23 protein-coding genes are annotated in these 20,517 nt (G+C 69.0%); 10 read left to right on the forward strand and 13 right to left on the reverse strand.

Annotated features, from left to right (window positions below; all coding sequences use genetic code 11):
• Positions 1–7 precede the first annotated feature (7 nt).
• From BZY54_RS32060 to BZY54_RS32070, 3 genes are all read right to left on the reverse strand, one after another.
• Positions 8–1,249, reverse strand: a complete 1,242-nt coding sequence (locus BZY54_RS32060; protein WP_086728824.1) for an LLM class flavin-dependent oxidoreductase — start codon at positions 1,247–1,249, stop codon at positions 8–10.
• Between the two features lie 97 nt (positions 1,250–1,346).
• Positions 1,347–1,649, reverse strand: coding sequence for a hypothetical protein (locus BZY54_RS32065; RefSeq protein ID WP_086728825.1), 303 nt, complete (start codon positions 1,647–1,649; stop codon positions 1,347–1,349).
• The gene (locus tag BZY54_RS32070) at positions 1,650–1,952 is read right to left on the reverse strand and encodes an EthD family reductase (RefSeq protein ID WP_086728826.1); all 303 of its coding nucleotides are present in this window, start codon (positions 1,950–1,952) and stop codon (positions 1,650–1,652) included.
• Positions 1,953–2,104: 152 nt separating this feature from the next.
• Here BZY54_RS32070 and BZY54_RS32075 point away from each other — a divergent pair, with 152 nt between their 5' ends.
• From BZY54_RS32075 to BZY54_RS32095, 5 genes are read left to right on the forward strand one after another with little or no spacing between them, the layout of a single operon-like run.
• On the forward strand, positions 2,105–2,911 hold the full coding sequence (locus BZY54_RS32075; protein WP_086728827.1) for an SDR family NAD(P)-dependent oxidoreductase: 807 nt from the start codon (positions 2,105–2,107) through the stop codon (positions 2,909–2,911).
• A gap of 45 nt (positions 2,912–2,956) precedes the next feature.
• A complete protein-coding gene (locus tag BZY54_RS32080; protein WP_086728828.1) occupies positions 2,957–3,748 on the forward strand; it encodes an SDR family NAD(P)-dependent oxidoreductase in 792 nt (263 codons plus the stop codon).
• A 36-nt stretch (positions 3,749–3,784) separates the two neighbouring features.
• On the forward strand, positions 3,785–5,032 hold the full coding sequence (locus tag BZY54_RS32085) for an LLM class flavin-dependent oxidoreductase (protein ID WP_086728829.1): 1,248 nt from the start codon (positions 3,785–3,787) through the stop codon (positions 5,030–5,032).
• A 9-nt stretch (positions 5,033–5,041) separates the two neighbouring features.
• On the forward strand, positions 5,042–5,821 hold the full coding sequence (locus BZY54_RS32090) for an alpha/beta fold hydrolase (protein ID WP_086728830.1): 780 nt from the start codon (positions 5,042–5,044) through the stop codon (positions 5,819–5,821).
• A gap of 23 nt (positions 5,822–5,844) precedes the next feature.
• Complete coding sequence (locus BZY54_RS32095; RefSeq protein ID WP_086728831.1) at positions 5,845–6,612, forward strand: SDR family NAD(P)-dependent oxidoreductase; 768 nt, start codon at positions 5,845–5,847, stop codon at positions 6,610–6,612.
• An 84-nt stretch (positions 6,613–6,696) separates the two neighbouring features.
• Here the strand turns inward: BZY54_RS32095 and BZY54_RS32100 are convergent, their stop codons facing one another.
• Positions 6,697–7,248 (reverse strand): TetR/AcrR family transcriptional regulator, encoded by a 552-nt coding sequence (locus BZY54_RS32100; protein ID WP_086728832.1) that lies wholly within the window; start codon positions 7,246–7,248, stop codon positions 6,697–6,699.
• 156 nt (positions 7,249–7,404) lie between these two features.
• Between BZY54_RS32100 and BZY54_RS32105 the strand changes: the two genes are divergently transcribed.
• On the forward strand, positions 7,405–8,028 hold the full coding sequence (locus BZY54_RS32105; RefSeq protein WP_158103953.1) for a TetR/AcrR family transcriptional regulator: 624 nt from the start codon (positions 7,405–7,407) through the stop codon (positions 8,026–8,028).
• Between the two features lie 66 nt (positions 8,029–8,094).
• Here BZY54_RS32105 and BZY54_RS32110 read toward each other — a convergent pair whose 3' ends face one another.
• The 7 genes from BZY54_RS32110 to BZY54_RS32140 all read right to left on the reverse strand — a co-directional run bounded on the left by BZY54_RS32110 (position 8,095) and on the right by BZY54_RS32140 (position 16,006).
• The gene (locus tag BZY54_RS32110) at positions 8,095–8,847 is read right to left on the reverse strand and encodes an SDR family NAD(P)-dependent oxidoreductase (protein WP_086728834.1); all 753 of its coding nucleotides are present in this window, start codon (positions 8,845–8,847) and stop codon (positions 8,095–8,097) included.
• Positions 8,844–9,887, reverse strand: coding sequence for a phosphotransferase family protein (locus BZY54_RS32115; RefSeq protein ID WP_086728835.1), 1,044 nt, complete (start codon positions 9,885–9,887; stop codon positions 8,844–8,846). The genes BZY54_RS32110 and BZY54_RS32115 overlap by 4 nt, the downstream gene beginning before the upstream one ends.
• Positions 9,884–11,092, reverse strand: a complete 1,209-nt coding sequence (locus BZY54_RS32120; RefSeq protein ID WP_425276336.1) for an acyl-CoA dehydrogenase family protein — start codon at positions 11,090–11,092, stop codon at positions 9,884–9,886. Before BZY54_RS32120 ends, BZY54_RS32115 begins: the two co-directional genes overlap by 4 nt.
• Before the next feature lie 284 nt (positions 11,093–11,376).
• A complete protein-coding gene (locus tag BZY54_RS32125; protein ID WP_086728836.1) occupies positions 11,377–12,171 on the reverse strand; it encodes an SDR family NAD(P)-dependent oxidoreductase in 795 nt (264 codons plus the stop codon).
• A gap of 57 nt (positions 12,172–12,228) precedes the next feature.
• Positions 12,229–13,284 (reverse strand): ABC transporter permease, encoded by a 1,056-nt coding sequence (locus BZY54_RS32130; RefSeq protein ID WP_086728837.1) that lies wholly within the window; start codon positions 13,282–13,284, stop codon positions 12,229–12,231.
• The gene (locus BZY54_RS32135) at positions 13,281–14,825 is read right to left on the reverse strand and encodes a sugar ABC transporter ATP-binding protein (RefSeq protein ID WP_086728838.1); all 1,545 of its coding nucleotides are present in this window, start codon (positions 14,823–14,825) and stop codon (positions 13,281–13,283) included. The genes BZY54_RS32130 and BZY54_RS32135 overlap by 4 nt, the downstream gene beginning before the upstream one ends.
• Positions 14,822–16,006: a substrate-binding domain-containing protein gene (locus BZY54_RS32140; protein WP_086728839.1), complete on the reverse strand. Its 1,185-nt coding sequence runs from the start codon at positions 16,004–16,006 to the stop codon at positions 14,822–14,824. The genes BZY54_RS32135 and BZY54_RS32140 overlap by 4 nt, the downstream gene beginning before the upstream one ends.
• A gap of 208 nt (positions 16,007–16,214) precedes the next feature.
• Between BZY54_RS32140 and BZY54_RS32145 the strand changes: the two genes are divergently transcribed.
• Complete coding sequence (locus BZY54_RS32145) at positions 16,215–17,009, forward strand: alpha/beta fold hydrolase (RefSeq protein ID WP_086728840.1); 795 nt, start codon at positions 16,215–16,217, stop codon at positions 17,007–17,009.
• A gap of 204 nt (positions 17,010–17,213) precedes the next feature.
• Here BZY54_RS32145 and BZY54_RS32150 read toward each other — a convergent pair whose 3' ends face one another.
• Positions 17,214–18,485, reverse strand: coding sequence for a bifunctional 3,4-dihydroxy-2-butanone-4-phosphate synthase/GTP cyclohydrolase II (locus tag BZY54_RS32150; protein WP_425276338.1), 1,272 nt, complete (start codon positions 18,483–18,485; stop codon positions 17,214–17,216).
• Positions 18,486–19,247: 762 nt separating this feature from the next.
• Here BZY54_RS32150 and BZY54_RS32160 point away from each other — a divergent pair.
• From BZY54_RS32160 to BZY54_RS32170, 3 genes are read left to right on the forward strand one after another with little or no spacing between them, the layout of a single operon-like run.
• Positions 19,248–19,499, forward strand: a complete 252-nt coding sequence (locus BZY54_RS32160; RefSeq protein WP_086728841.1) for a hypothetical protein — start codon at positions 19,248–19,250, stop codon at positions 19,497–19,499.
• Positions 19,496–19,864 (forward strand): hypothetical protein, encoded by a 369-nt coding sequence (locus BZY54_RS32165; protein WP_086728842.1) that lies wholly within the window; start codon positions 19,496–19,498, stop codon positions 19,862–19,864. Before BZY54_RS32160 ends, BZY54_RS32165 begins: the two co-directional genes overlap by 4 nt.
• On the forward strand, positions 19,861–20,139 hold the full coding sequence (locus BZY54_RS32170) for a hypothetical protein (protein ID WP_086728843.1): 279 nt from the start codon (positions 19,861–19,863) through the stop codon (positions 20,137–20,139). Before BZY54_RS32165 ends, BZY54_RS32170 begins: the two co-directional genes overlap by 4 nt.
• A gap of 114 nt (positions 20,140–20,253) precedes the next feature.
• Here the strand turns inward: BZY54_RS32170 and BZY54_RS32175 are convergent.
• Positions 20,254–20,517: electron transfer flavoprotein subunit alpha/FixB family protein (locus BZY54_RS32175; RefSeq protein ID WP_143668165.1), on the reverse strand; the 264-nt coding region annotated here is incomplete at its 5' end.

Raw genomic sequence — 20,517 nt, forward strand, 5'->3', positions numbered from 1 at the left:
GCGCCTCTCAGGCCGGCTGGTCGGTCAGCTGCAGAGCCGCCACCCGCTCCTGGCTCACCTTCGGCGTCCACCGGTCCTCGTGCTCCGCCCAGATGTCGCGCAGCTTCGGGGCGACGCGCGTGCCGAAGAGGTAGTTGTTCTTCGCCGCCACCTCCTCGGGCAGGTTGCCGACGTGCATGCAGGTGATGAGCTGGCCGATGCGCAGGTCGGTGACGAGTTCGCGCACCCGCTGTTCGACCCGCTCCGGCGTGCCGGCGATGATGTATCCGAGCCGGTCGTAGTCCCAGAAGCTCAGCTCGCCCTTGTTCGCCTTCTCGCGTTCCTCGGCGGAGATGGTCCTCTCCCGGCTCAGCATGGCGCGCAGGGACTCCGGGGTGGTGTAGCCGGGTGGGTTGCCGAACTCCGGCGCGACAGGGTTCTGCCGGTAGAAGTAGCGGACGGCGTCGTAGTACTGCTCCTCGGCCTCCCTGTCGGTGTCGGCGCAGCAGATGACCTGGGTGAAGGCCATCCGGTTGGGGTTCATGTTGCCGCCGGTGGACTCTGTGTAGTCCCAGAAGCCGTTGACGATCGGGGTCGCGCTCTGCTTGCCCGAGAAGGACAGGTAGCCGTAGCAGTAGTCGAGTTCGTTGACGACCGACCAGGTCTCGACGCTGCCGCTGCCGGGGATCCATATGGGCAGCTCGCTCTGGACGGGCCGCGGCCACGGGTTGACGTAACGCAGCTGGTTGTACTTGCCGTTGAAGGCGAAGGGTTCCTTGGCCTTCCAGGCACGGTGTACGAGCTCGCGCGCCTCGTGGAAGCGCTCGCGCAGCTCGATCGGCGGGACGCCGTAGGAGAACGCGCTGTCCATCGGCGTGCCGAAGACGATGCCGGCGATGACCCGGCCGCCGGAGAGGCAGTCGAGCATGGCGATCTCCTCCGCGACCCGGATCGGCGGGTTGTACAGCGCGAGGGAGTTGCCGCACAGCGCGATCGCGGAGTTCTCCGTGGTGGCGGCGAGCACGGCGGCGAGCAGGTTGGGGGACGGCGTCATCGCCAGCGAGGTCTGGTGGTGCTCGTTCAGCAGCAGCGAGTCCCAGCCCAGCTTGTCGGCCTGCTGCATCAGGCGCAGGTACATGTGGTACTCCTCGCCGACCTGACGCGGGTCGGCGTAGGACGCGGGTGGGGTGACCCAGGCGCTGCGCACCGTGTCGCCGTAGTCCTCCGGCAGTTGGGTGTGGAACTGCTGCGCGAACCAGTGGAATTTCATCTCTGTCCCTTCGATGCGTTGGGTGCCGCCGTGTCCACCGGTTGATCCGAGCGACACAAACGAGCATTAGTTTGCTATCTAGGCATGCGGGTCCGGCTCACAGGTACTCGAGGTGCGCCCGGATAGCCCCCCGCTCTTCGTCGTACCAGCCGCGCCCCAGCGCGTAGGCGATCATCCTGGACAGCGAGGCCTCCCAGCCCGGGTCCACGGCGCGGCCCGCCAGCGTCCGCAGCAGCTCGGCGGGGATCCAAACGTGCTCGGCGCCACCCGTGACGCCGGCCCGGCGAAGCCGCCGCAGCGCCTCGTCGCGATCGCCCTGGACCACGACCTTCAGGGCGGTGAAGTCCTCGGGCGCGACCAGTTCGGGCGCGACCCGCACCGCTGACTGACGCAGTTCCATTCAGCTGACCTCACTCAGCATCGAGACCGACTTCGTGCTGGTGAGGTTGGGTACGTCGGCTGCCAGTGCGGCGCCCTGCGGGGAGGCCATCGCGGTCTGCATGGCCTGCGCGTCGGGGAAGTACAACTCGGCGATCAGGTGGTACGGGGCGGGCGCGCCGTCCGCGTCCGGCAGTGTGAGCGCCACCTCGAAACGGTCCAGTCCGGGCAGCGCCCTCACCAGCGGGGTGTGCGTCTGGAGGTAGTGCTTGTCGAACGCGTCGGTGTCGGCGGGCTGTTCGTAGAGCACGGTCAGCTTGATCACGGAGATCTCCTCTAAGGACGGTGCGGACCCGATCCGCCAGAGGCGGGATGCGGCCGCTCGACCGAACTATTGCGCTGACGAACTACTAGTCGTTAGTTTTCACCGTACACGAAAGCCCCGAAGAGAAGAACGGCCCGAAGCGAGGTTCCGCGATGGGAAAGTTGTCCGGCAAGGTCGCATTGGTCACCGGAGCCGCGGCAGGCATCGGTGCCGCCACCGCCGAGGTGCTCGTCGGTCACGGCGCCCAGGTGGTGCTCGGCGACATCCGCGGCGATCTGGTGGAGGAGACGGCCAAGCGCCTCGGCGACGCCGCCTCCGCCGTCACGTACGACGCGGCCGACACGGCATCCGTCGAGCATCTCGTCGACGAGGTGATCGCCCGGCACGGCCGACTGGACGTTCTGCACAACAACGCGGCGATCACGGCACAGGCGTGGACCCGCGACACCACCGTGCTCGACACCGAACTGGACTGGTTCGACCTGACGTTGCGCGTGAACCTGCGCAGCGGCTACGTCGCGGCGAAGCGGGCGCTGCCGCACATGATCGCCGGCGGTGGCGGCGCGATCGTCAACATGGCGTCGATCGCGGCGTTCAGCGGCGGTCCGACTCTCGTCGCCTACGGCATCTCGAAGGCCGGGGTCGCCACCATGACCAAGTACCTGGCCGCGCAGTACGGCCGGCACAACGTCCGGACCAACTGCATCGCGCCCGGTGCCGTGCTCACCGAGCAGGTGCTGGAGAACGTGCCCGGCGTCACCGAGGCCGCGGTGGCCCAACTGCCCTACACGCGCGCCGGCCAGGGCACCGACATCGGCAACGTGGTGGCCTTCCTCGCCAGCGAGGACGCCGCGTACATCAACGGCCAGGTCATCACCGTCGACGGCGGCGGCACCGCCGGGACGCCGCCGCCCGCGGACACCGCGATCCAGGCCGGCAGCGGTCCGGTCCCGGCCTGACCTTCGACAACCACCCACCACATCGGATTCGGGAAGGGAGCGGCCATGCGGCTGCAGAACAAGGTTGCGCTGATCACCGGCGCCGGCTCGGGCATCGGCCGGGCGACCGCCGAGGCGTTCGCCCGCGAAGGCGCCAAGGTGGTCATCGTCGACATCAACGCCGACGGCGGCAAGGAAGTGGCCGACGCCATCGAACGCACCGGCGGAACGGTCGAGTTCCAGCACGCCGACGCATCGAACCCCGAGGAGCTCGAACGGGTCGTCACCTTCACCACCGACACGTTCGGCCGCCTGGACATCCTCCACAACAACCACGTGTGGTTCGAGTCCGGCCGTATCGGCGACCTCAGCCTGGACGGCTTCCGCAAGTCACTGGACATCAGCCTCACCGCGTACTGGTACGCGATCAAACTCGCCCTCAAGCCCATGCTCGCCCAGGGCAAGGGCGCCATCGTCAACACCGCCTCGGTGTCCGGCGTCGCCGCCGACTACGGCATCGGCGCCTACAACGTGCTCAAGGCGGGCGTGGTGAACCTGTCCCGGGTCACCGGCATCGAGTACGCCCGCAAGGGCATCCGCTGCAACGCGGTGTGCCCCGGCCCCATCGCCACGCCGCCCATCGGTCAGCTGCACGAGCAGGCTCCCGGCATCTGGGAGGACATCCGCGACGCGATCCCGATGGGCCGCTACGGCAAGCCCGAGGAGATCGCCGCGGCCGTGCTGTTCCTCGCCTCCGACGAGGCCGGGTTCATCACCGGCTCCCACCTGGTGGCCGACGGCGGGCTCTGGGCGCACTCCGGCATGCCCCCCATCGGCGGGCTCGGCCCGGAATTCTGACCCGCACCGCCACCTCACACCTGAACCGGAGCCCTCATGAAGTTCCATTGGTTCGCCGAAGCCACCTACAACGACCTGCCCGAGCGGCTGCCGCAGAAGAACCCCTCGTCGGCCGTCGACCTGCCCATGGACCTGGTGGACTCGCGCAAGGTCGGCGAGCACTACAAGATGTTCATCCGGTTGATGCAGCAGGCCGACACGCTCGGCTGGGACGGCCTGGCCGTCAACGAACACCACCAGACGACGTTCGCGATGACTCCGTCACCGAACCTGCTGGCCGCAAGTCTGGCGGGCACCACAGAGAACGCCGCGATCCTGATCATCGGTGACTCGCTGGCGCTGTACAACCCGCCCAATCGGGTGGCCGAGGAGATGGCCTACCTCGACTGCCTGTCCGACGGCCGGGTGATCGCCGGATTCGTCTTCGGCACGCCGATGGACACCGCCTTCGCCTACGGCATCTCCCCCGCCGAGCTGCGCGACCGCTTCCACGAGGCACGCGACCTGATCACCCGCGCCTGGACCGCGGACGAGCCGTTCGCGTTCAACGGCAAGTACAACAAGCTGCGTTACGTCAACGTCCTGCCGCGGCCCGTCCAGGGGCGGCCACCGATCTGGGTGCCCGGCTCGGGCAGTCTGGAGACCTGGGACCTGGTGCTCGACGAGGACTACTGCTACGGCTACCTGTCCTTCTTCGGGCTCGACAACGCGCGCCCCATCGTCCAGGGCTTCTGGGACCGCGTGCAGGAGCGCGGCTTCGAGATCAATCCGTTCCGCATGGCATTCACCCAGCTCATCTGCGTCGCCGACAGCGACAAGGAGGCGGAGCGCGACTACGCCGAGGCCGTCAACTACTTCTTCACCCGGCAGAAGGCACCGCTGCACTACGCCACGCCGCCGGGCTACATGACCATCGCGTCGCAGCGCGAAGGCCTGCGCCGCCAGCGGGGCATCGGTGCCGACGTACGGCAGCGAGCCGCCAACGGCGAACTGAGCTTCTGGGAGGCCGACGAGCTCGGCTTCATCGTCGCCGGCACGCCGGAACGGGTCCGGCAGCGCCTCGAGACACTCGCCACCGAACTGCACGTCGGCCAGCTCATCACCTGCATGCACATGGGCAACCTGCCCGAGGAGACCGCAGCCAAGAACAACGAGCTGTTCGGCCGCCAGGTCGCCCCTCATCTGCGCGATCTGTTCACGGACTTCGAGGACCGCTGGACACCCGCGGTCAGTCAGCAGCGCGTCGCGGCCGGCGCACCCAAGATCACCGTTCCCGCGAACTGAGGAGGACGCATGCGCACGCTCGACATCGCCAACGTCGGAACCTTCGACGTCAATCTCTGGACGGCCGGCAGCGGCAGTCCCGTGCTGTTCCTGCACGGTTACGAGCGCCATCCCGGCGGCGCGCCCTTCCTGCAGCGGCTCGCGGCGTCGCACACCGTCTACGCGCCGGAGCAGCCCGGCTACGGCAACTCGACCGGCTTCGAGCACGTGCAGGACATCTTCGACCTCGCCCTGTTCTACCGGGAACTGGTGCGCTCCCTGGGGGTCGAGCGCATCGACGTCATCGGTCACTCGACCGGGGGCATGGTCGCCGCCGAACTCGCCGCTCTCAGCCCCGAGATCATCGGCAAGCTGGTGCTCGTCGACGCGTTCGGGCTGTGGCTGGACGACCAGCCGGCGCAGGACCCGTTCGGCGCCGCCGACGAGGTCAAGGCGGCGAAATGGCACGACCCGGCAGCCATCCCGAACCCCGAGCCGACCATCTTCGTCCCCGACCCCGAAGATCCGCACGGCGAGATCTTCTTCCAGGCCCAGAATCTCGCCACCGCGACGAAGTTCATGTGGCCGATCGCCGACCGGGGCCTGCGCCGCCGGCTGCCCTACGTGCGGGCGCGGTCCCTCGTCGTGAACGGCGCGTCCGACGGGCTGGTGCCGACGGCCTACGCCAAGGAGTTCGTCCGGCTCATCCCGCAGTGCGAGCTCGCGGTCATCGCGGACGCCGGGCACTACCCCTTCATCGAGCAGGAAGACGAATTCATCGCCACCGTCGAGAAGTTCCTGAGCGCGTGAGCTCAGCGGAGAAGGAGGATCGCATGGGTCGGGTAGCGGGCAGGATCGCCATCGTCACCGGCAGCGCGGCGGGCATCGGCCGCGCGACCGCGCAGGCGCTGGCCAAGGAAGGGGCACAGGTCGTCATCGCGGACCTGAATCTCGACGGCGCGAAGCAGACCGCCGAGAAGATCGGCGAGGCCGCCACGCCGTTCCAGTTCGACGCGACGAAGCAGGAATCCATCGCCGAGCTTGTCGACTTCACGATGAGGCGCCACGGCCGCATCGACATCCTGCACAACAACGCCGCGCTCGTCGGTCCGGACGCGTGGTTCACCGACGGATCGGTGCTGAGCACGAGCGTGGAGATGTGGGACCGCGCGTTCGCCACGAACGTCCGCAGCATCTTCCTGGCCTGCAAGTTCGCCCTGCCGCACATGGTGGCCGGCGGCGGTGGATCCATCATCAACATGGCCTCGGTCGGCGGACTGAGCGGCAGCAAGGCACTGACCGCGTACGGCACGACCAAGGCCGCCGTCGTGGGCCTGACCCGCTACGTCGCGGCCCAGCACGGCAAGGACGGAGTGCGCTGCAACGCCATCGCGCCCGGCGTCATCCGCACCCAGCAGCTGCTGGACGCGGTGCCGGACCTGCCGCAGCAGACACTGCCGTCCATCGCGACGCCGCGGGTCGGTGAGCCCGAGGACATCGCGAACCTCGTCGTCTACCTGGCGTCGCAGGAGTCGGCCTTCATGACGGGTGAGACGCTGCGCATCGACGGCGGCGGCATGACCACCAGCGGCGGCGGCTGACGGGATCGGGGGGTCCCTCGGGGGGTGGCCGTCACCGCGAGGCGGCCGGGCCGGCTGTACCGGTCCGGCCGCGTCGCCCTTCGTTCAGCCGGACTCGGCGGACACCAGCCGCAGCGCCATGTCTCCGTAGTAGTAGGCGAGTTGGGACTCGGAGAGCCGACCGCCCTCGTGGTACCAGAGCGAGATGCCGATGCCCATCTCCAGCATTGCGTAGCTGGCCAGCTGTGGCGACGGCGTCTGGAACCGGCCCTCGTCCACGCCTCGGTTGATGACGTCCTGCCACGAGCGGGCGTAGTCGCGGCGCAGCTTGCGGACCCGGTCCTGGGCGGGCTGCTCCAGGTTCCAGATCTCGGCGTTGCCGATGCGCACCTCACGTGGATGGCGCGCGTGGTAGCGGACGTGCGCCTCCATGGCCCGGCGCAGCTGCTCGGCCACGTCGTTGGTGGTGGCAATCGCCGCGCGGTGGTCGGCGAACAGGTCCTCCATCGTTCGCAGCATGATGTCCTGGAGCAGCTCTTGCTTGGACTCCAGATGGTTGTACAGGCTGGGCGCCCGCATACCCAGCTGCGAGGCGATGTCGCGCATGCTGGTCCCGAGGTATCCACGCTCGGCGAACAGTGTCAGCGCGGCGTCCATGATGTCGCCGGCACGCCCGGCTGGCGCCGGCCGGGGCAACTTGCGAGCGTTAGCAGCAGATTGTGACGACACATACTTATGGTAGTACACCAGGCAGTCCCATGGCGAACGACCGTTCAGCCGGGAGCCGGCCGCATGGGTAGTAGCATGCCGTCCATGGCTCGCCCGTCCACCACGAACTCCGCCGCGGGATCCCGTGGCCCGGGAAGGCCGCGTGACCGCGCGATCGACGACCTCATCCTGGAGGAAGCCCGGCGCGAGGTGGCCGAGAACGGCATCGCCCGCTTCAACTTCCACGCGGTGGCCCGGCGGGCCGGGGTCGCCCGGAACACCATGTACCTGCGCTGGGCCCGGCGTGAGGACCTGATCAAGGCCGCGCTGCTGGCCGGCCACAATCCCGCCGCACCGGAGCTGACCGGAGTACTCACCGAGGACCTGGCCACCCTCGCCGACATCTTCGCCGCGTCCTTCGCGGCCGACGGAGCGCTCAGTGCGTACTACCAGTTGTCGGTGACCAGCCTGACCGACCCGGAGATGTGGGACTGGGCACGCCAGAACATCATCGAGCCCGCCCATGCCATCCCCGAGAGGGTCATCCGCGAGGCCCAGGAGCGCGGCGAGGCCCGGCCCGACGTCGACGCCGGAGTGGTCGCCCGGATGATGGTCGGCGGCATCTTCGCCGAGGCCATCCTGCGGGTGCCGCACGGCCACGTGAGCGAGGACTTCCGCCGCATGCTGGTCGCCAACGTCCTGTCCCTCGTGGGGCTCGAGAGGTCCTGAGCGGGACGGCCGAGGTGCCTTGGGGCGGGCGATCCGGCCCGTCCACGGGCCGGATCGCCCGCCGACTCAGGCCCGCCAGAGCTGTTCGCCGGGGCGGGTGACCACGATCTCCGGGACCACGGCGCAGGCCGAGAGCCGGGTGACGGACAGCGCCAGTTCGGCCACGTCCTCGACCCGGATCATCCGCGCGGGATCGATCCGCTCCCGCACATGTGCGGACATGTCGGTGTCGACGTATCCCGGACAGATCGCGGTCGCGCAGACGCCCTGCGCCGACGCTTCGGTGTTCACGGACCGGCACAGGGAGATGAGCGCCGCCTTGGCGGCGCCGTAGGCGGCGAGGTCCGGTTCGGCGGCGACGCCCGTGATGGAGGACAGGGCGATGACCTTCGCGCCGCGCTCGGGGTGCATCGCGGCGGTCTCGCGCAGCAGCGGCAGGCTGTGCTGAAGCAGTACGAAGGGCGCCCGCACATTGACGGCGAACTGCATGTCGTAGCGCTTCGCCGTGGTCTGTTCGAGCGAGCCGGCGCTGCCCACGCCCGCTGCCATCACGAGCACGTCGAGCCTGCCGTGGTGCTGCGCGTGCTCCGCGGCGAGGCGTCGTACGTCGTCCTCGACGGTCATGTCGGCGGGTACCGGGTGGACGCGCCCGCCCCCCTCGGCGAGCGCGCCCGCGGACTTCTCCAGGCGTGCGGCGTCCCTGGCGGACACCGTCAGGTCGTATCCGGCCGCCGCGAGCCGGAGGGCGACGCCCAGGCCGATGCCGCGCGAGGCGCCGGTGACGAGCGCGGCCGGACGGCCGGCGTGGGTGGGGGTCACAGCAGGGCTTCCTTTCCCTTCAGCGCGCGCAGTCCGGCGGCCGCCAGCAGCGGAACCGCCTGCCCGACGGTCTCGAAGCCGTCACCGAGGGTGAGGCCCTGGCGATGCCGGGCGTGAATGCCCTCGGCGATGACGGCGATCTTGAAGTAGCCCAGACCGAGGTAGAAGCCCAGCCGGGTGAGGTCGCGTCCGGTGACGCGGGCGTAGTGCTCGGCGAGGTCCCGGACGTGCGGCAGCCGGTGGCTGGTGGAGGCCGCCGAGCCGCCGAGCACGGGATCGAAGGCCGGATCCCGGTAGACCAGGTGCAGGGCGAGGTCGGCGAGCGGATCGCCGACGGTGGCCATCTCCCAGTCCACCAGCGCGCGCACCTCGGACGGCTCGGCGGGGTCCAGGATGGCGTTGTCGATGCGGTAGTCACCGTGCACGATCGAGGCGCCGCTCTCGGCCGGCACCCCGGCGGCCAGCCGGGCGTGCAGCGTCTCGACGTCGGCCACCGGTCTGGTGCTGACCCGCTCCCACTGGTCACACCACCTCCTCACCTGCCGGAACAGGTAGCCCGCCGGGCGCCCGAAGTCGCCCAGACCGACGGCCCGGTGGGGTACGGCGTGGAGCCTGGCGAGCACGTCGATCAGCGCGTGACCGCAGCGCAGCGTCTCGGCCGGCGACAGGCGCTCGAGTTCGGCCTGGGTACGGACGACCTGGCCGGGTACGTGCTCCACGACCGAGAAAGGCGTGCCGATCACCGACGCGTCCTCGCACAGCGCCACCGTCCTGGCCACGGGGACACCGCTGCCCCACAGAGCCGCCGCGACGCGGAACTCGCGGCCGATGTCGTGGGCGGAGGGGGTGAGGCCACCGAGCGGCGGCCTGCGGACCACCCAGGTGGACCTGCCGTCGGTCACGCGGTAGGTGAGGTTGGACCGACCGCCGTGCAGCAGCTCGGCGTGCAGCGGCCCGGCGGTGCCGTTCACCGCGCCCTCGAAGAACCTGTGCAGGGCGGCGATGTCCAGCCCCTCCGGACTTCCTCCGTACGCACTCATGCGCCGGACCGGCGGGAGCCGTCGAGGTGGCGGCTGACGACACGTCTGGCGATCGCCCAGCGGTGGGTCTCGGACGGCCCGTCGTAGATGCGGAAGGCGCGGACCTCGCGCAGGAAGCGGGACAGCAGCGCATCGCCGGAGACGCCCAGCGCCCCGCACATCTGCACCGAGCGATCCACGACCCGCCAGACCGCTTCGGCGGTGAACGTCTTGGCCATGGCGGTGGCCTGGGCGGCCGAGCGGCCCTGGTCGAGTTCCTGGCATGCCTGCCGTATCAGTCCGCGGGAGGCGGCGATGTCGATCTCGTTGTCGGCGATCATCTGCTGGGCCATGCCCAATTCGGCCAGGCGAGAGCCGAACAGCCGGCGGTCGGCGGTCCGGGCCACGGCGATGTCCTGGGCGCGGCGGGCGATGCCCAGCCAGCGCATGCAGTGGGTCATGCGGGCCGGGCCGAGGCGCACCTGGGCGTACGCGAAACCCTTGTCGACCTCGCCGAGCACCGCCTCGTCGGGGACGACGCATCCGTCGAACACGACTTCGCAGTGCCCGCCGAACAGGCTCTCGTCGAGCGTCTCGATGTGGCGGATCACCTTCATCCGGGGATCGGAGGCGTCGACCAGGAACATCGTCGCCCCGCCGCGGTCGCCCGGTTCGCCGGAGGTACGGGCCATGCAGATGGCGTACGCCGCTCCGTCGGCGCCGGTGATGAACCACTTCCGGCCGTCGATCCGCCAGCCACCCGGTACGCGCCTCGCCAGCGTCGACAGGGCCGCCGGGTCCGAGCCCGCGCCCGGTGCCGGCTCGGTCATCGCGAAGCAGGAGCGGACCGTGCCGGCCGCCAGCGGGCGCAGGTACCGCTCCTTCTGCTCCTGCGTCGCGACGTGCTCCAGCAGGTGCATGTTGCCCTCGTCCGGGGCGGCGCAGTTCAGCGCCAGCGGGCCGAACAGCGAGTAGCCGGCCTCCTCGAAGACCACGGCGCGAGCCCGCATGTCCAGCCCGTGGCCGCCGAACTCCGAGGAGACGTGCGGAGCGAACACCCCGGCGTCCTTGGCGTCCTGCTGCAGCCGGGCACGTGCCGCGTCGCCCGCCCTCGCGGTGACGCCGGCGTATTCCTCCTCGACCGGAATGACGGCGTCGCGCACGAACGCCGCCGTGCGCTCGGCGAGGTCGGCGACCTCGGGATCAGGGGCCAGTTCGATGGACACAGGACCTCCTCGCTCGGGCAGGTCAATCACTAACTAATGGTCATTAGCCTCACTTCAGGGTAGCAGATGTACAGTACAAGCGGAGGTTGGTTGACACGTCACGCAAGGGCGTCAGCCAGCGTAGGGTCGAGGTCGCTAACGACTGCTAGTAGCGGCGGTGCAGGTGGGTGGTGAACCCCTCTGCGCTGGGCCCGTCCTCGTGCGTCGACGAACGACGGGCACACGTGTGAGCGCATACGCGTCAGGAGCCACGCATGCGCTCGCACGTACGACCGGGGCCGCCGTCAGCCGGTGAACTGTCCGCCGGCCGGGTGAAGGATCTCGCCGGTGAAGAACGACCCGGACTCGCCGGCCAGGAACAGACAGGCCTCGGCTATCTCGGAGGGCCTGCCCAGCCGGTTCATCGGGGTGATGCTCATCGCGGACGCGTACGCCTCGGCGTGGTCCTCGATGCCCTCGATCATCGGCGTTTCGGTGTAGCCGGGCCCCACCGCGTTGACCCGGACGCCGCGCTGAGCCAGTTCGAGGCCCATCACCTTCGTCAGCATCCAGACGCCGGCCTTCGACGTGCAGTACGGCGCCGCACCGGCCAGCGGGATCCTGGCGGCGGAGGAGGCGATATTGATGATCGAACCGCCCGTCCCCTGCGCGAGCATCTGCCGGGCCAGCGCCCGGTCGGTCATCATCACGCCGATGAGATTCACTTCGAGCACACGGCGGAAGTCGTCCGTCGGCAGACCGACCACGAAGCCGGCGTCGGTCTCGGTCTGACGTGTCTGGACGTTGCTCGGCCCGGCGGCGGTGGCGACACCGGCCGCCGCCACGCCGACGTCGACGTGCCCGAACTCCTCGACGGCACGTCGGACAAGGGCGTCGCAGTCCGCCTCGCTGGTCGTGTCGGTCCGGACGCACACGGCCCGTCGCCCCGTCTGCTCGACCAGCTTGGCACTGGCCGTGCCGTCGGCGAGGTCGCCGATGACGATGTCGGCTCCCTCCTCGGCGAAGCGCACGGCACACGCCCGCCCGATTCCGCTCGCACCGCCGGTGATGACGGCCACCTTGCCTTCCAGAGAGCCCATGTCAGTCCTCTTCTGCGTCGAGTGGGGGATCTGTTGATGCGTCGAGCGAGAGAGCGGTCAGCTGACCGACGTGGTCACCGCCCCCTTGTTCGGGCCACTGCCGGCGGACGCCGCGGGATCCACGTCGTCCTCGCCGCCATCGCCCTTGCCCATGTTCTGGCGGCCGAGGCCGGACCAGACGGAGATGCCGACGGCCACGATGAGTGCGACGCCGTTGAACATGCTCGACACCCATGGCTTCGCGCCGAGGAAGGTCAGGCCACTGACCGTCGCGGCCAGGAAGTAGACGGCGACGAGCGTTCCCGGCACGTTGAACCGGCCCGGATTGATCGTCGTGGCGCCGAGCAGTGCCGCCGCGAGCGCCGGCAGCAGATAGCCGGGTCCGACGGACGGGTTGCCCGAACCGGACACCGCGAGCAGGAGCACCCCGCCGATGCCCGCGAGGGCGCCGCCGAGTACGAAGCTCTGCAGCGTCAGGCGGTTGACCGGGAGGCCCACGATCTCGGCCGCGCGCGGATTGGCGCCGACGCCCTGCAGGGAGCGTCCCCATGGCGTGTGCTGGAGCAGGTACCAGGAGATGAGCGCCACCACCGCGAGGAAGTACAGCGGGCAGGGGATCCCGAGCCATTCGCCGGTGCCGAGGTCGGTCAACGCCGGCGACACACCGTCGATGATGGAATTTCCGCCGGTGTACCAGGTGACCAACGCGGCGATGATGCTCGTCATGCCGAGCGTGGTCACGATCGAGGAGACCTTGATCTTGGTGACGGCCAGGCCGTTCACCGCGCCCACCAGCATGCCGGTCAGAATGGCGGCGATCACGGCGACCCACAGCGGCAGGTCCATCTTCGACATCACGCCGGCGCAGATCAGCGAACTCAGGCCCATGGCGGGGCCGAGCGAGAGATCGAACTGCCCGCCCACCAACGGGAAGATACTCGCCAAGGCGATGATGCCGGTCAGGGTCTCATTGCTCAGCACCGACTTGATATTGGCGATCGAGGCGAACTGCGGGGTCGCCGGGTCCAGCGTGAAGAATGCGATGACGACGACCAGCAGAAGCGCGAGTCCGTACTTTTCCAGCAGTCGGAGGCTGTCCCCGAACCTCTTCATACCGTGACCTCCCTCGGTCCGATCGACGCTTCGAGAATCTCGTGTGCGTTCATGGGCTGCCGCATCTCGGTGACGATCCTGCCGTGGGACAGCACGAGCACCCGCCCGCAGATCTGCGCCAGTTCCTCGAACTCCGAACTGACCACGACGACGGCGCAGCCCTGATCGGCCGCCAGCGCGATGAGCTTGTAGATCTCGTCGCGGGCTCCCACGTCGACGCCCTGGGTGGGTTCGTCCAGCAGGAGCAGCCGGGGCCGTTGCCGAAGCCACCGGGCGAGGATCACCTTCTGCTGATTCCCGCCCGACAGGCTCTCGATATAGGCCGTGGGGCCCGATGTCCGGATGTTGAACCGCTGGATGTCCCGCAGCGCCTCGGCGCGTTCCACGCGGTCACGCAACCACAGCCTTCTGAAATACCGGTGCTCGTGTCCCTGGACGAGGTTCTCCAGGACGGTGCCGGCGGGGAAGACCGCCTCGGCGGCACGGTCCTCGGGAACGAACGCCATTCCTTTGCGGCACGCCTTGCTGGGACTGAGCGCATGAGTCGGTTCCCCGAGATAGGTCACCGTGCCGGCCCGCCTGGGCAGCAGGCCGTAGATCAGCTGAAGCAACTCCGTACGGCCGGAACCGAGCAGGCCCGCGATACCGAGGACCTCACCGGCCGCCACATCGAAACTGACGTCCGCCAGCGGTCCGCCGCTCAGGTCGCGCACCTCGACCACATGATCGCCGGACGACGCCGTCGGCGAGGCGACGCTGGCCGCCTGGTCCAGTTTGCGGCCCAGGATCAGCTCGACGAGCATGCCCTCGGTCAGCCCCGCGCCGTCGATCGTGTTGACATAGCGTCCGTCACGGAACGCGGTGACCCGGTCGGCTACCTCGCGCACCTCGTCGAGACGGTGTGTCACGATGAGGATGGCGTGTCCCTGCTGGGCCAGCCTGCGGATCCAGCCGAGCAGCACCTGCACTTCGGGCGCCGGCAGCGCGGCCGTAGGCTCGTCCAGGACGAGGACGCCGCCGTGCTCGGACTCCTGGTCCTGGAGCGCCCGCGCGATGGCGAGCATGGCCCGTTGCGGGACCGACAGCGCGGCCGCGGGCGTGCGCGGATCGTGCTCGATGCCGAACCGGCGCAGCACCTCGCGGGCCCGCTGATGCGCGGCCCGCCATTTGATGCGCCGTGAGCTGCCCTCGAAACGCCGGCCGAGCGAGAGGTTCTCGGTGAGCGACAACGCGGGGAAGATGCCCGGGTCCTGGTGCACGAAGCGGAGCCCGGCGTCACGGGCGCGGTCCGGGCTCTGGTCGGCCAGGTCGTACTCGGTGCCGTTGACCGTCAGCGTGCCCGCATCGGCCTGGTGCACGCCCGCCAGGCACTTGATGAGCGTCGACTTGCCGCAGCCGTTGCCGCCGATCAGGGCGTGCACCTCGCCGGCCCGCAGTTCGAGCCGCACCGAACGCAGGGCCTGGGTCGCGCCGAAGTTCTTGGAGGCCCCGGCCACCGAGAGCGCGATCGGAGCGTCGTCGGTGAGTGCCGTCGCACTCATGAGACGCCCCAGGACTTGCGGTAGACGGACCGGAAGTCGTCGCTGCCCTGCCAGATGCTCTTGCCCTGCGGCATCTGGTCGGGATTGGTGTTGTCGATGATCTGCCAGCCGATCCCCTCGTCCCGCCTGGGCCGGCCGGCCAGGACGCTGTTGATCGAGTCCATCGCGGCGTACCCGATCCACTCCTGCGGCCAGGCGGTCGTGGCGTTGAGTCCCCGGTCAGCCTTGATCAGATTGAACTCGTCGGGCAGTCCGAGACCGGCGATCACCTTGACCTGCTTGGCCTTCGCGCCGAGCGACAGAATCGCCTGGTTGTAGCCGGAGGTCACCGTCGACCCGAACATCGACGAGTTGATCTCGGGATGCTGCAGGGAGGCATTCTTGATCAGCGCCGCCAGCGCGGCCGGCGTGCCCGATGTGGTCGCGTCCCAGGAGACGTTCACCGTCTTGCACGTCTTGCACTGCGCCATCCGTTCCTCGAAGCCCTTCTGATAGCTGATCAGGACGGCGATCTGCTCGTTGTGCAGCACCAGCGGCCGGGCCCGGCCCTTGGTGGCCGAGATGATCCACGCCGCGGTGTCGGACCCCCACTGCTGCCAGGCGTCCAGCAGGCTCTTCCAGCGCTTGCCGAAGCTGAGATCGGCGCTGAACAGGCGGGGGGATCCGGGGTTGGTGTCCGCGCAGTCGAAGGCGTACACCTCGCTGACCGCGATACCCCGGGACTTGGCCTGCTGGAGCTGGTTCTTCACGTACGTGCAGTCGATGGCAACGAGCACGATTCCGTCCGCGCCGTTGGCTATCGCATCGCTGACACCCTTGGTGTAGTTGCCGGGATCGCCCTTGGCGTCGTAGAGGGTCGTCTTCCAGCCGAGTGCCTTGCCGGCCTCTTGTGCGGCCAGCGCGGGGATGCTCACCGAGGGCCCGGCCGCGGTGGATTGGATGATCCAGACCTTCTTGCCCTTCACAGCGGGATTGGGCGCGGACGGCGGTTGCGTCATCCGCCCCTTCCGCGCGATCGCCAGCTGAGCGTCGGCCGCCTTCACGGCGGCGGTGGCATCGGAGTCCGATCCGCCGCCGCCCGTGTCCGCCGCGGCCGAGCAACCGGCCAGGACTCCGAGGGCCATCACACCGGCTACGGGACCGAGGAGCACCCGTTTGCCTCTTCTCACAAGGTTACCCATCTCGATCTCCTCTGGTCAGGCGAACGAACGGAAGTTAGTGTGGCTATTGGCCGGGATACGCGTCAACAGTCGCGCACCAATGTCTCCCCCTAGTTCCCCGTAGTCAGGGCAAAAGCGCAGGCACAGAGCGACCCGAAGTGGGATCCGCCCGTACGACCAACCATTAGTTTCACGCCTTGGATGGGCATGGACCGATCAAGGAGTAGGCATGGCAGAGTTCGATTCGGCAGGCGTCAAGCTGCACTATGAGATCACCGGGAGCGGGCCCGAGCTGCTGCTCATCTCGGGGCTCGGCGCGAACCGCAACGCCTGGGCCGCGGTGCTGCCCGAGCTGTGTGAGCGCTACACCTGCATCACCTTCGACAACCGGGGCACCGGCCAGAGCGACGTACCCGAAGGGCCCTACACCATCGAGCAGATGTCGGACGACACGGCGGCACTGATCGCGCATCTCGGCGTCGGTCCAGTTCCGGCCGTGGGCTGGTCCATGGGCGGGGTGATCCTCCAGTCACTGCTGATCGACCACCCGGATGCGGTCAGCAAGGCCGTACTCCTCAGCACGCTGCCGGCCTACACCGACGTCCAGCACGCATGGCTCGACGGCCTGCTGGCGCTGCGCGCGGCGGGGGCGGACGCCATCACCCTCGCCGCCGCCGGCATTCCGTGGGGATTCACGCCGTACACGCTGGTCGACCACTCCGCCGCGTACGGCGCGCTGAAGCTGGCGAGCGAGGATCCGGAGCCCACGAGCGACGCGGGGTTCGCCGCCCAGGCGCAGGCGATCCGCACCTTCGACCGGCGTGCCGAGCTGCACACGATCACCACGCCCACGCTCGTGCTGGTCGGCGCCGAGGACATTCTCACCCCGCCCAGCCAGGCGGTGGAGATGGCCGAGCGGATCCCCCGTTCCCGCCTGACCGTCCTGCCCCGCGGCAGCCACGGCATGCTCAACGAGTTCCCGGCCCCCGTACTCGCCTCGATCGAGGCATTCCTGGCCGGCTGACGCGGAGGCCGTCCACGGTGACGGCATGCGGGGTCTCGCAGTCACTCGTTCGGCGGCCCGGCAGCTTTGCCGGGCCGCCGAATGCCCCACCTGATTGCGGGCCGGCCAGGCACCTCATCTGAGGGCGCATCAAAGCCGCGCAGCACGCCGGATCACGTAGGCGGCAAGTTCGCGCAGGGCGGGCAGGAGGCCGGAAGGAAAATGTCAGAAGACGCCGACCGGTAATTCGATCTCGTCCAAGAGGTGTCCCAGCTTGGTGCGCTTGGTCTTGAGGTAGCGAGCGTTGTCGCGGTTGGCCCGCACCTGTATCGGCACCAACTCGGTCACGGCTATGCCGAGTTCCGTCAGACCGAGCTGCTTGTACGGATTGTTGGTCAGCAACCGCAGGCGGGTGACGCCGATGTCGTCGAGAATCTGCGCGGCATCGGCGTAGTCCCGTGCATCGACGGGCAGCCCGAGCGCGCGATTGGCCTCGACGGTGTCAAGCCCGCGATCCTGCAACTGGTAGGCGCGCAGCTTCTCACCCAGGCCGATGCCGCGGCCCTCGTGGCCGCGCAGGTAGATCAGCGCACCCGCGCCCTCGTTGACGATGCGGCGCAGGGCGAGATCCAGCTGCTGCCCGCAGTCGCAGCGGCGCGAGCCGAAGAGATCGCCGGTCATGCATTCGGAGTGCACCCGCACCAGGGGTGCCGTACGGCGGGTCAAGTCGCCGTAGTGCAGGACGAGATGCTCTACGCCGCGGTGCTCGTTGCGGTAGGCGACGGCGCGGAAGGTGCCGGCCTCCAGCGGCAGGAGCGCCTCCCCCGTTCGCACGACGCAGTGCTGCTGCTTCTTCCGATACGCGATCAGGTCACTGATCGAAATGACGAGCAGTCCATGCTCGGAGGCGAATCGCCTGAGGAACGGCAGCCGCGCCATCTCCCCGTCAGGGGTGGCGATCTCGCAGATCACTCCCGCCTGGGCGCGGCCGGCCAGCGTGGCCAGATCGACCGACGCCTCGGTGTGCCCGGCCCGGGTGAGCACTCCTCCGGGCCGACTGGCCAGTGGAAACATGTGTCCGGGCCGGGTGAAGTCGTCCGGCCGTGCGCACGGGTCGACGAGGGCCATGATCGTGGCCGCGCGATCGCGCGCCGAGATCCCCGTCGAGGTGCGGATCCGGTGGTCGACACTGACGTGAAAGGCAGTTCGCAGCGGATCGGAGACGTCCTGCACCATGGCGGGGATCCGCAACTCACACAGCCGCTCCTGAGTGAGCGACACACAGATCAGTCCGCGCCCGTGAGTGGCCATGAAGTTGACCGACTCCGGCGTCACGCAGTCGGCCGCCATCACCAGATCGCCTTCGTTCTCACGGTCGGGCGAGTCGACCACCACGACCATCCGGCCTGCCGCGACAGCGGCGATCGCCTCGTCCACGGTGGCGAATCCCAGCCCGGGGTCATCATCGGCGGCCCGCCGAACAGGGAGGGAGATCAGCCCAGCTTCCTGTTGTTCCATCATGAGACCTCTATTACTGAACGGGGTGCTCAGTATTACACCGGCTCGAAGCCGCGAAAAAGAGTCTTGCGGCGATGGGGCACGAGACTTACGGAAGGCCCAGGTTGCGGAGTTGGGGTGGGTTGTGGCTGTCTGCCGGCTGCCACCGGGATCGGGCCGGGGCGGGCACGACGCGGACTGTCGGCCTGCTTCGGCACTCGCAGCCACACCGGTCAGAAGGCCGTCGCGACCGGGGCTCCGACGGCCTGACTACCGACAGGGCAGGTCCGCGCTCTCGGCCGATGACCTCGTAGAGTACGAGCTCGGCGATGGTGAAGCAGTCGTGCACCTCGTTGAAGTTGAGGTCGTCCAGCGACACGGCCGCCATGCCCGTCGCCCGCTGCCAGGCGGCGACGCTTCCGGCGAAGGCCACCGGATCGCTTTTGCCGGCGGGCAGTAAGTCGTTCGCCTGTCCGAAGCCGGTCAGCTGGACTCGAAGGCGGCGACCTTGACACCGAGCCCCTGCGGGTCAACGTCGTGGTCCCGGCCGGACTTCTGCGGGACGCGCTCGATGCCGTGCGGTCGGCCGGCTCGCGGATCACGATCGACTGCCTGGAGCTGAAGAGTACGAGCCGTCTCCCCCTCAGAGATCCGGCTCGCACTTAGTTTGACCTGGCTTTTTATTTTTGATCATTGTTTCAGTCACCCCCCAATTACAAGGTGACTTGAAATTTCGGCCCGCTGACATGCACGCTGGTTGGCATGACTGATGGCACGACGCGCGGCACACGAGCCGCCCTCACCGCCGCGCAGAAGCGGGAGCTGGACGCCGCCAAGCAGGCTGCCGAGACGGCCGCCGCGCACTACCGCGAGACCGCCGGGCGCATCGCCGACGAACTGGGCTGGGGCGGCGCCTCCGCCGTCGCCCGGCACCTCGACTGGACCCCGCAGCACGTGTCCACGCTCGTGGCCGCCCACAAGGCCAAGGCAGCAGAAGGAAGCAGCGCAGCATGAGCCAGCCCGCACAGCAGCCGTCCGCCGTCCCGCAGCCGCCCGTACAGCCAGAGGCAGTGCGCGCCGCTCTGGCGCAGGTGGCCCCGCACCTGCTTCCCGACTTCGACCGCGACCGCGCGGCCAGTACCGCCCGTGCCCGCAGCGAGGTGTCCGCAGTACCCCTGCGCGCATTTACGGAGGCGTGGGCCGTCGAGGTGGCCATTGCCCGGCACCCGGAGATCGCCGCCCGCCTTCGAGCGCTGGAGGCCGGCGCCGGGAAGGTCGCCGATCTGGGTGAGGCACGCGACATCGCCGCCGAAATCAGCCGCATCCGCATGGCGGCCGCCGCCGAGGCTGGCATCCCTACCGCCGGGGCGGCCCTGTGACCGACGACCTTTGGGCATGGGACTACGCGTTCCACGCCGAGGACGAGGACAGCTACCCGAAGACCGTCCGCGACGAGGTGAAGGCCCTCGCCGATCAGATCGTCGACCTGGCCAACCTCGGCATCGATCCAGCCGAGCTGGGCGAGCCCACCCCAGGCACCGCCCGCCGTCACGCATTGCCGTCAGGCGGATGGTTCAAAACCCAAGCACTTCCCCGACTTCGGCCGCCGCTTCTCGCCGTGGTACTCGTGGTCCCGCCCCCGCACCTGCTGTGACCTACCCCCGTGCCAGAGCCCGGTTCGACAGGAATCACAGGTCGAGCGTGCCGAAGCCATCGGCACGCCGACGATGCCGACCTGGCGGGGTAGGGGGCCCGCGCGGTCGAAGTGTCAGCCCTTGCGGGTCTTGATCTCCTCGGTGAGCTGGGGGACGACGTCGAACAGGTCGCCGACGACGCCGTAGTCGACCAGGTCGAAGATCGGGGCCTCGGGGTCCTTGTTGACCGCGACGATCGTCTTGGAGGTCTGCATGCCGGCCCGGTGCTGGATCGCTCCGGAGATGCCGTTGGCGATGTACAGCTGCGGCGAGACGCTCTTGCCGGTCTGGCCGACCTGGTTGGTGTGCGGGTACCAGCCCGCGTCCACCGCGGCACG

The organism is Streptomyces carpinensis, from assembly GCF_002154505.1.
Taxonomy (GTDB): Bacteria; Actinomycetota; Actinomycetes; order Streptomycetales; family Streptomycetaceae; genus Streptomyces; species Streptomyces carpinensis.

Excerpts from the sequence above, each read along its gene's own strand:
- BZY54_RS32125 (WP_086728836.1), bottom strand. The coding sequence starts at position 12,171 with ATGGGCTCTCTGGAAGGCAAGGTGGCCGTCATCACCGGCGGTGCGAGC.
- BZY54_RS32090 (WP_086728830.1), top strand. The coding sequence starts at position 5,042 with ATGCGCACGCTCGACATCGCCAACGTCGGAACCTTCGACGTCAATCTC.
- BZY54_RS32135 (WP_086728838.1), bottom strand. The coding sequence starts at position 14,825 with ATGAGTGCGACGGCACTCACCGACGACGCTCCGATCGCGCTCTCGGTG.
- BZY54_RS32140 (WP_086728839.1), bottom strand. The coding sequence starts at position 16,006 with ATGGGTAACCTTGTGAGAAGAGGCAAACGGGTGCTCCTCGGTCCCGTA.
- BZY54_RS32080 (WP_086728828.1), top strand. The coding sequence starts at position 2,957 with ATGCGGCTGCAGAACAAGGTTGCGCTGATCACCGGCGCCGGCTCGGGC.
- BZY54_RS32130 (WP_086728837.1), bottom strand. The coding sequence starts at position 13,284 with ATGAAGAGGTTCGGGGACAGCCTCCGACTGCTGGAAAAGTACGGACTC.
- BZY54_RS32095 (WP_086728831.1), top strand. The coding sequence starts at position 5,845 with ATGGGTCGGGTAGCGGGCAGGATCGCCATCGTCACCGGCAGCGCGGCG.
- BZY54_RS32065 (WP_086728825.1), bottom strand. The coding sequence starts at position 1,649 with ATGGAACTGCGTCAGTCAGCGGTGCGGGTCGCGCCCGAACTGGTCGCG.
- BZY54_RS32165 (WP_086728842.1), top strand. The coding sequence starts at position 19,496 with ATGAGCCAGCCCGCACAGCAGCCGTCCGCCGTCCCGCAGCCGCCCGTA.
- BZY54_RS32075 (WP_086728827.1), top strand. The coding sequence starts at position 2,105 with ATGGGAAAGTTGTCCGGCAAGGTCGCATTGGTCACCGGAGCCGCGGCA.
- BZY54_RS32100 (WP_086728832.1), bottom strand. The coding sequence starts at position 7,248 with ATGGACGCCGCGCTGACACTGTTCGCCGAGCGTGGATACCTCGGGACC.
- BZY54_RS32115 (WP_086728835.1), bottom strand. The coding sequence starts at position 9,887 with ATGAGTGCGTACGGAGGAAGTCCGGAGGGGCTGGACATCGCCGCCCTG.
- BZY54_RS32060 (WP_086728824.1), bottom strand. The coding sequence starts at position 1,249 with ATGAAATTCCACTGGTTCGCGCAGCAGTTCCACACCCAACTGCCGGAG.
- BZY54_RS32145 (WP_086728840.1), top strand. The coding sequence starts at position 16,215 with ATGGCAGAGTTCGATTCGGCAGGCGTCAAGCTGCACTATGAGATCACC.
- BZY54_RS32160 (WP_086728841.1), top strand. The coding sequence starts at position 19,248 with ATGACTGATGGCACGACGCGCGGCACACGAGCCGCCCTCACCGCCGCG.
- BZY54_RS32085 (WP_086728829.1), top strand. The coding sequence starts at position 3,785 with ATGAAGTTCCATTGGTTCGCCGAAGCCACCTACAACGACCTGCCCGAG.
- BZY54_RS32105 (WP_158103953.1), top strand. The coding sequence starts at position 7,405 with ATGGCTCGCCCGTCCACCACGAACTCCGCCGCGGGATCCCGTGGCCCG.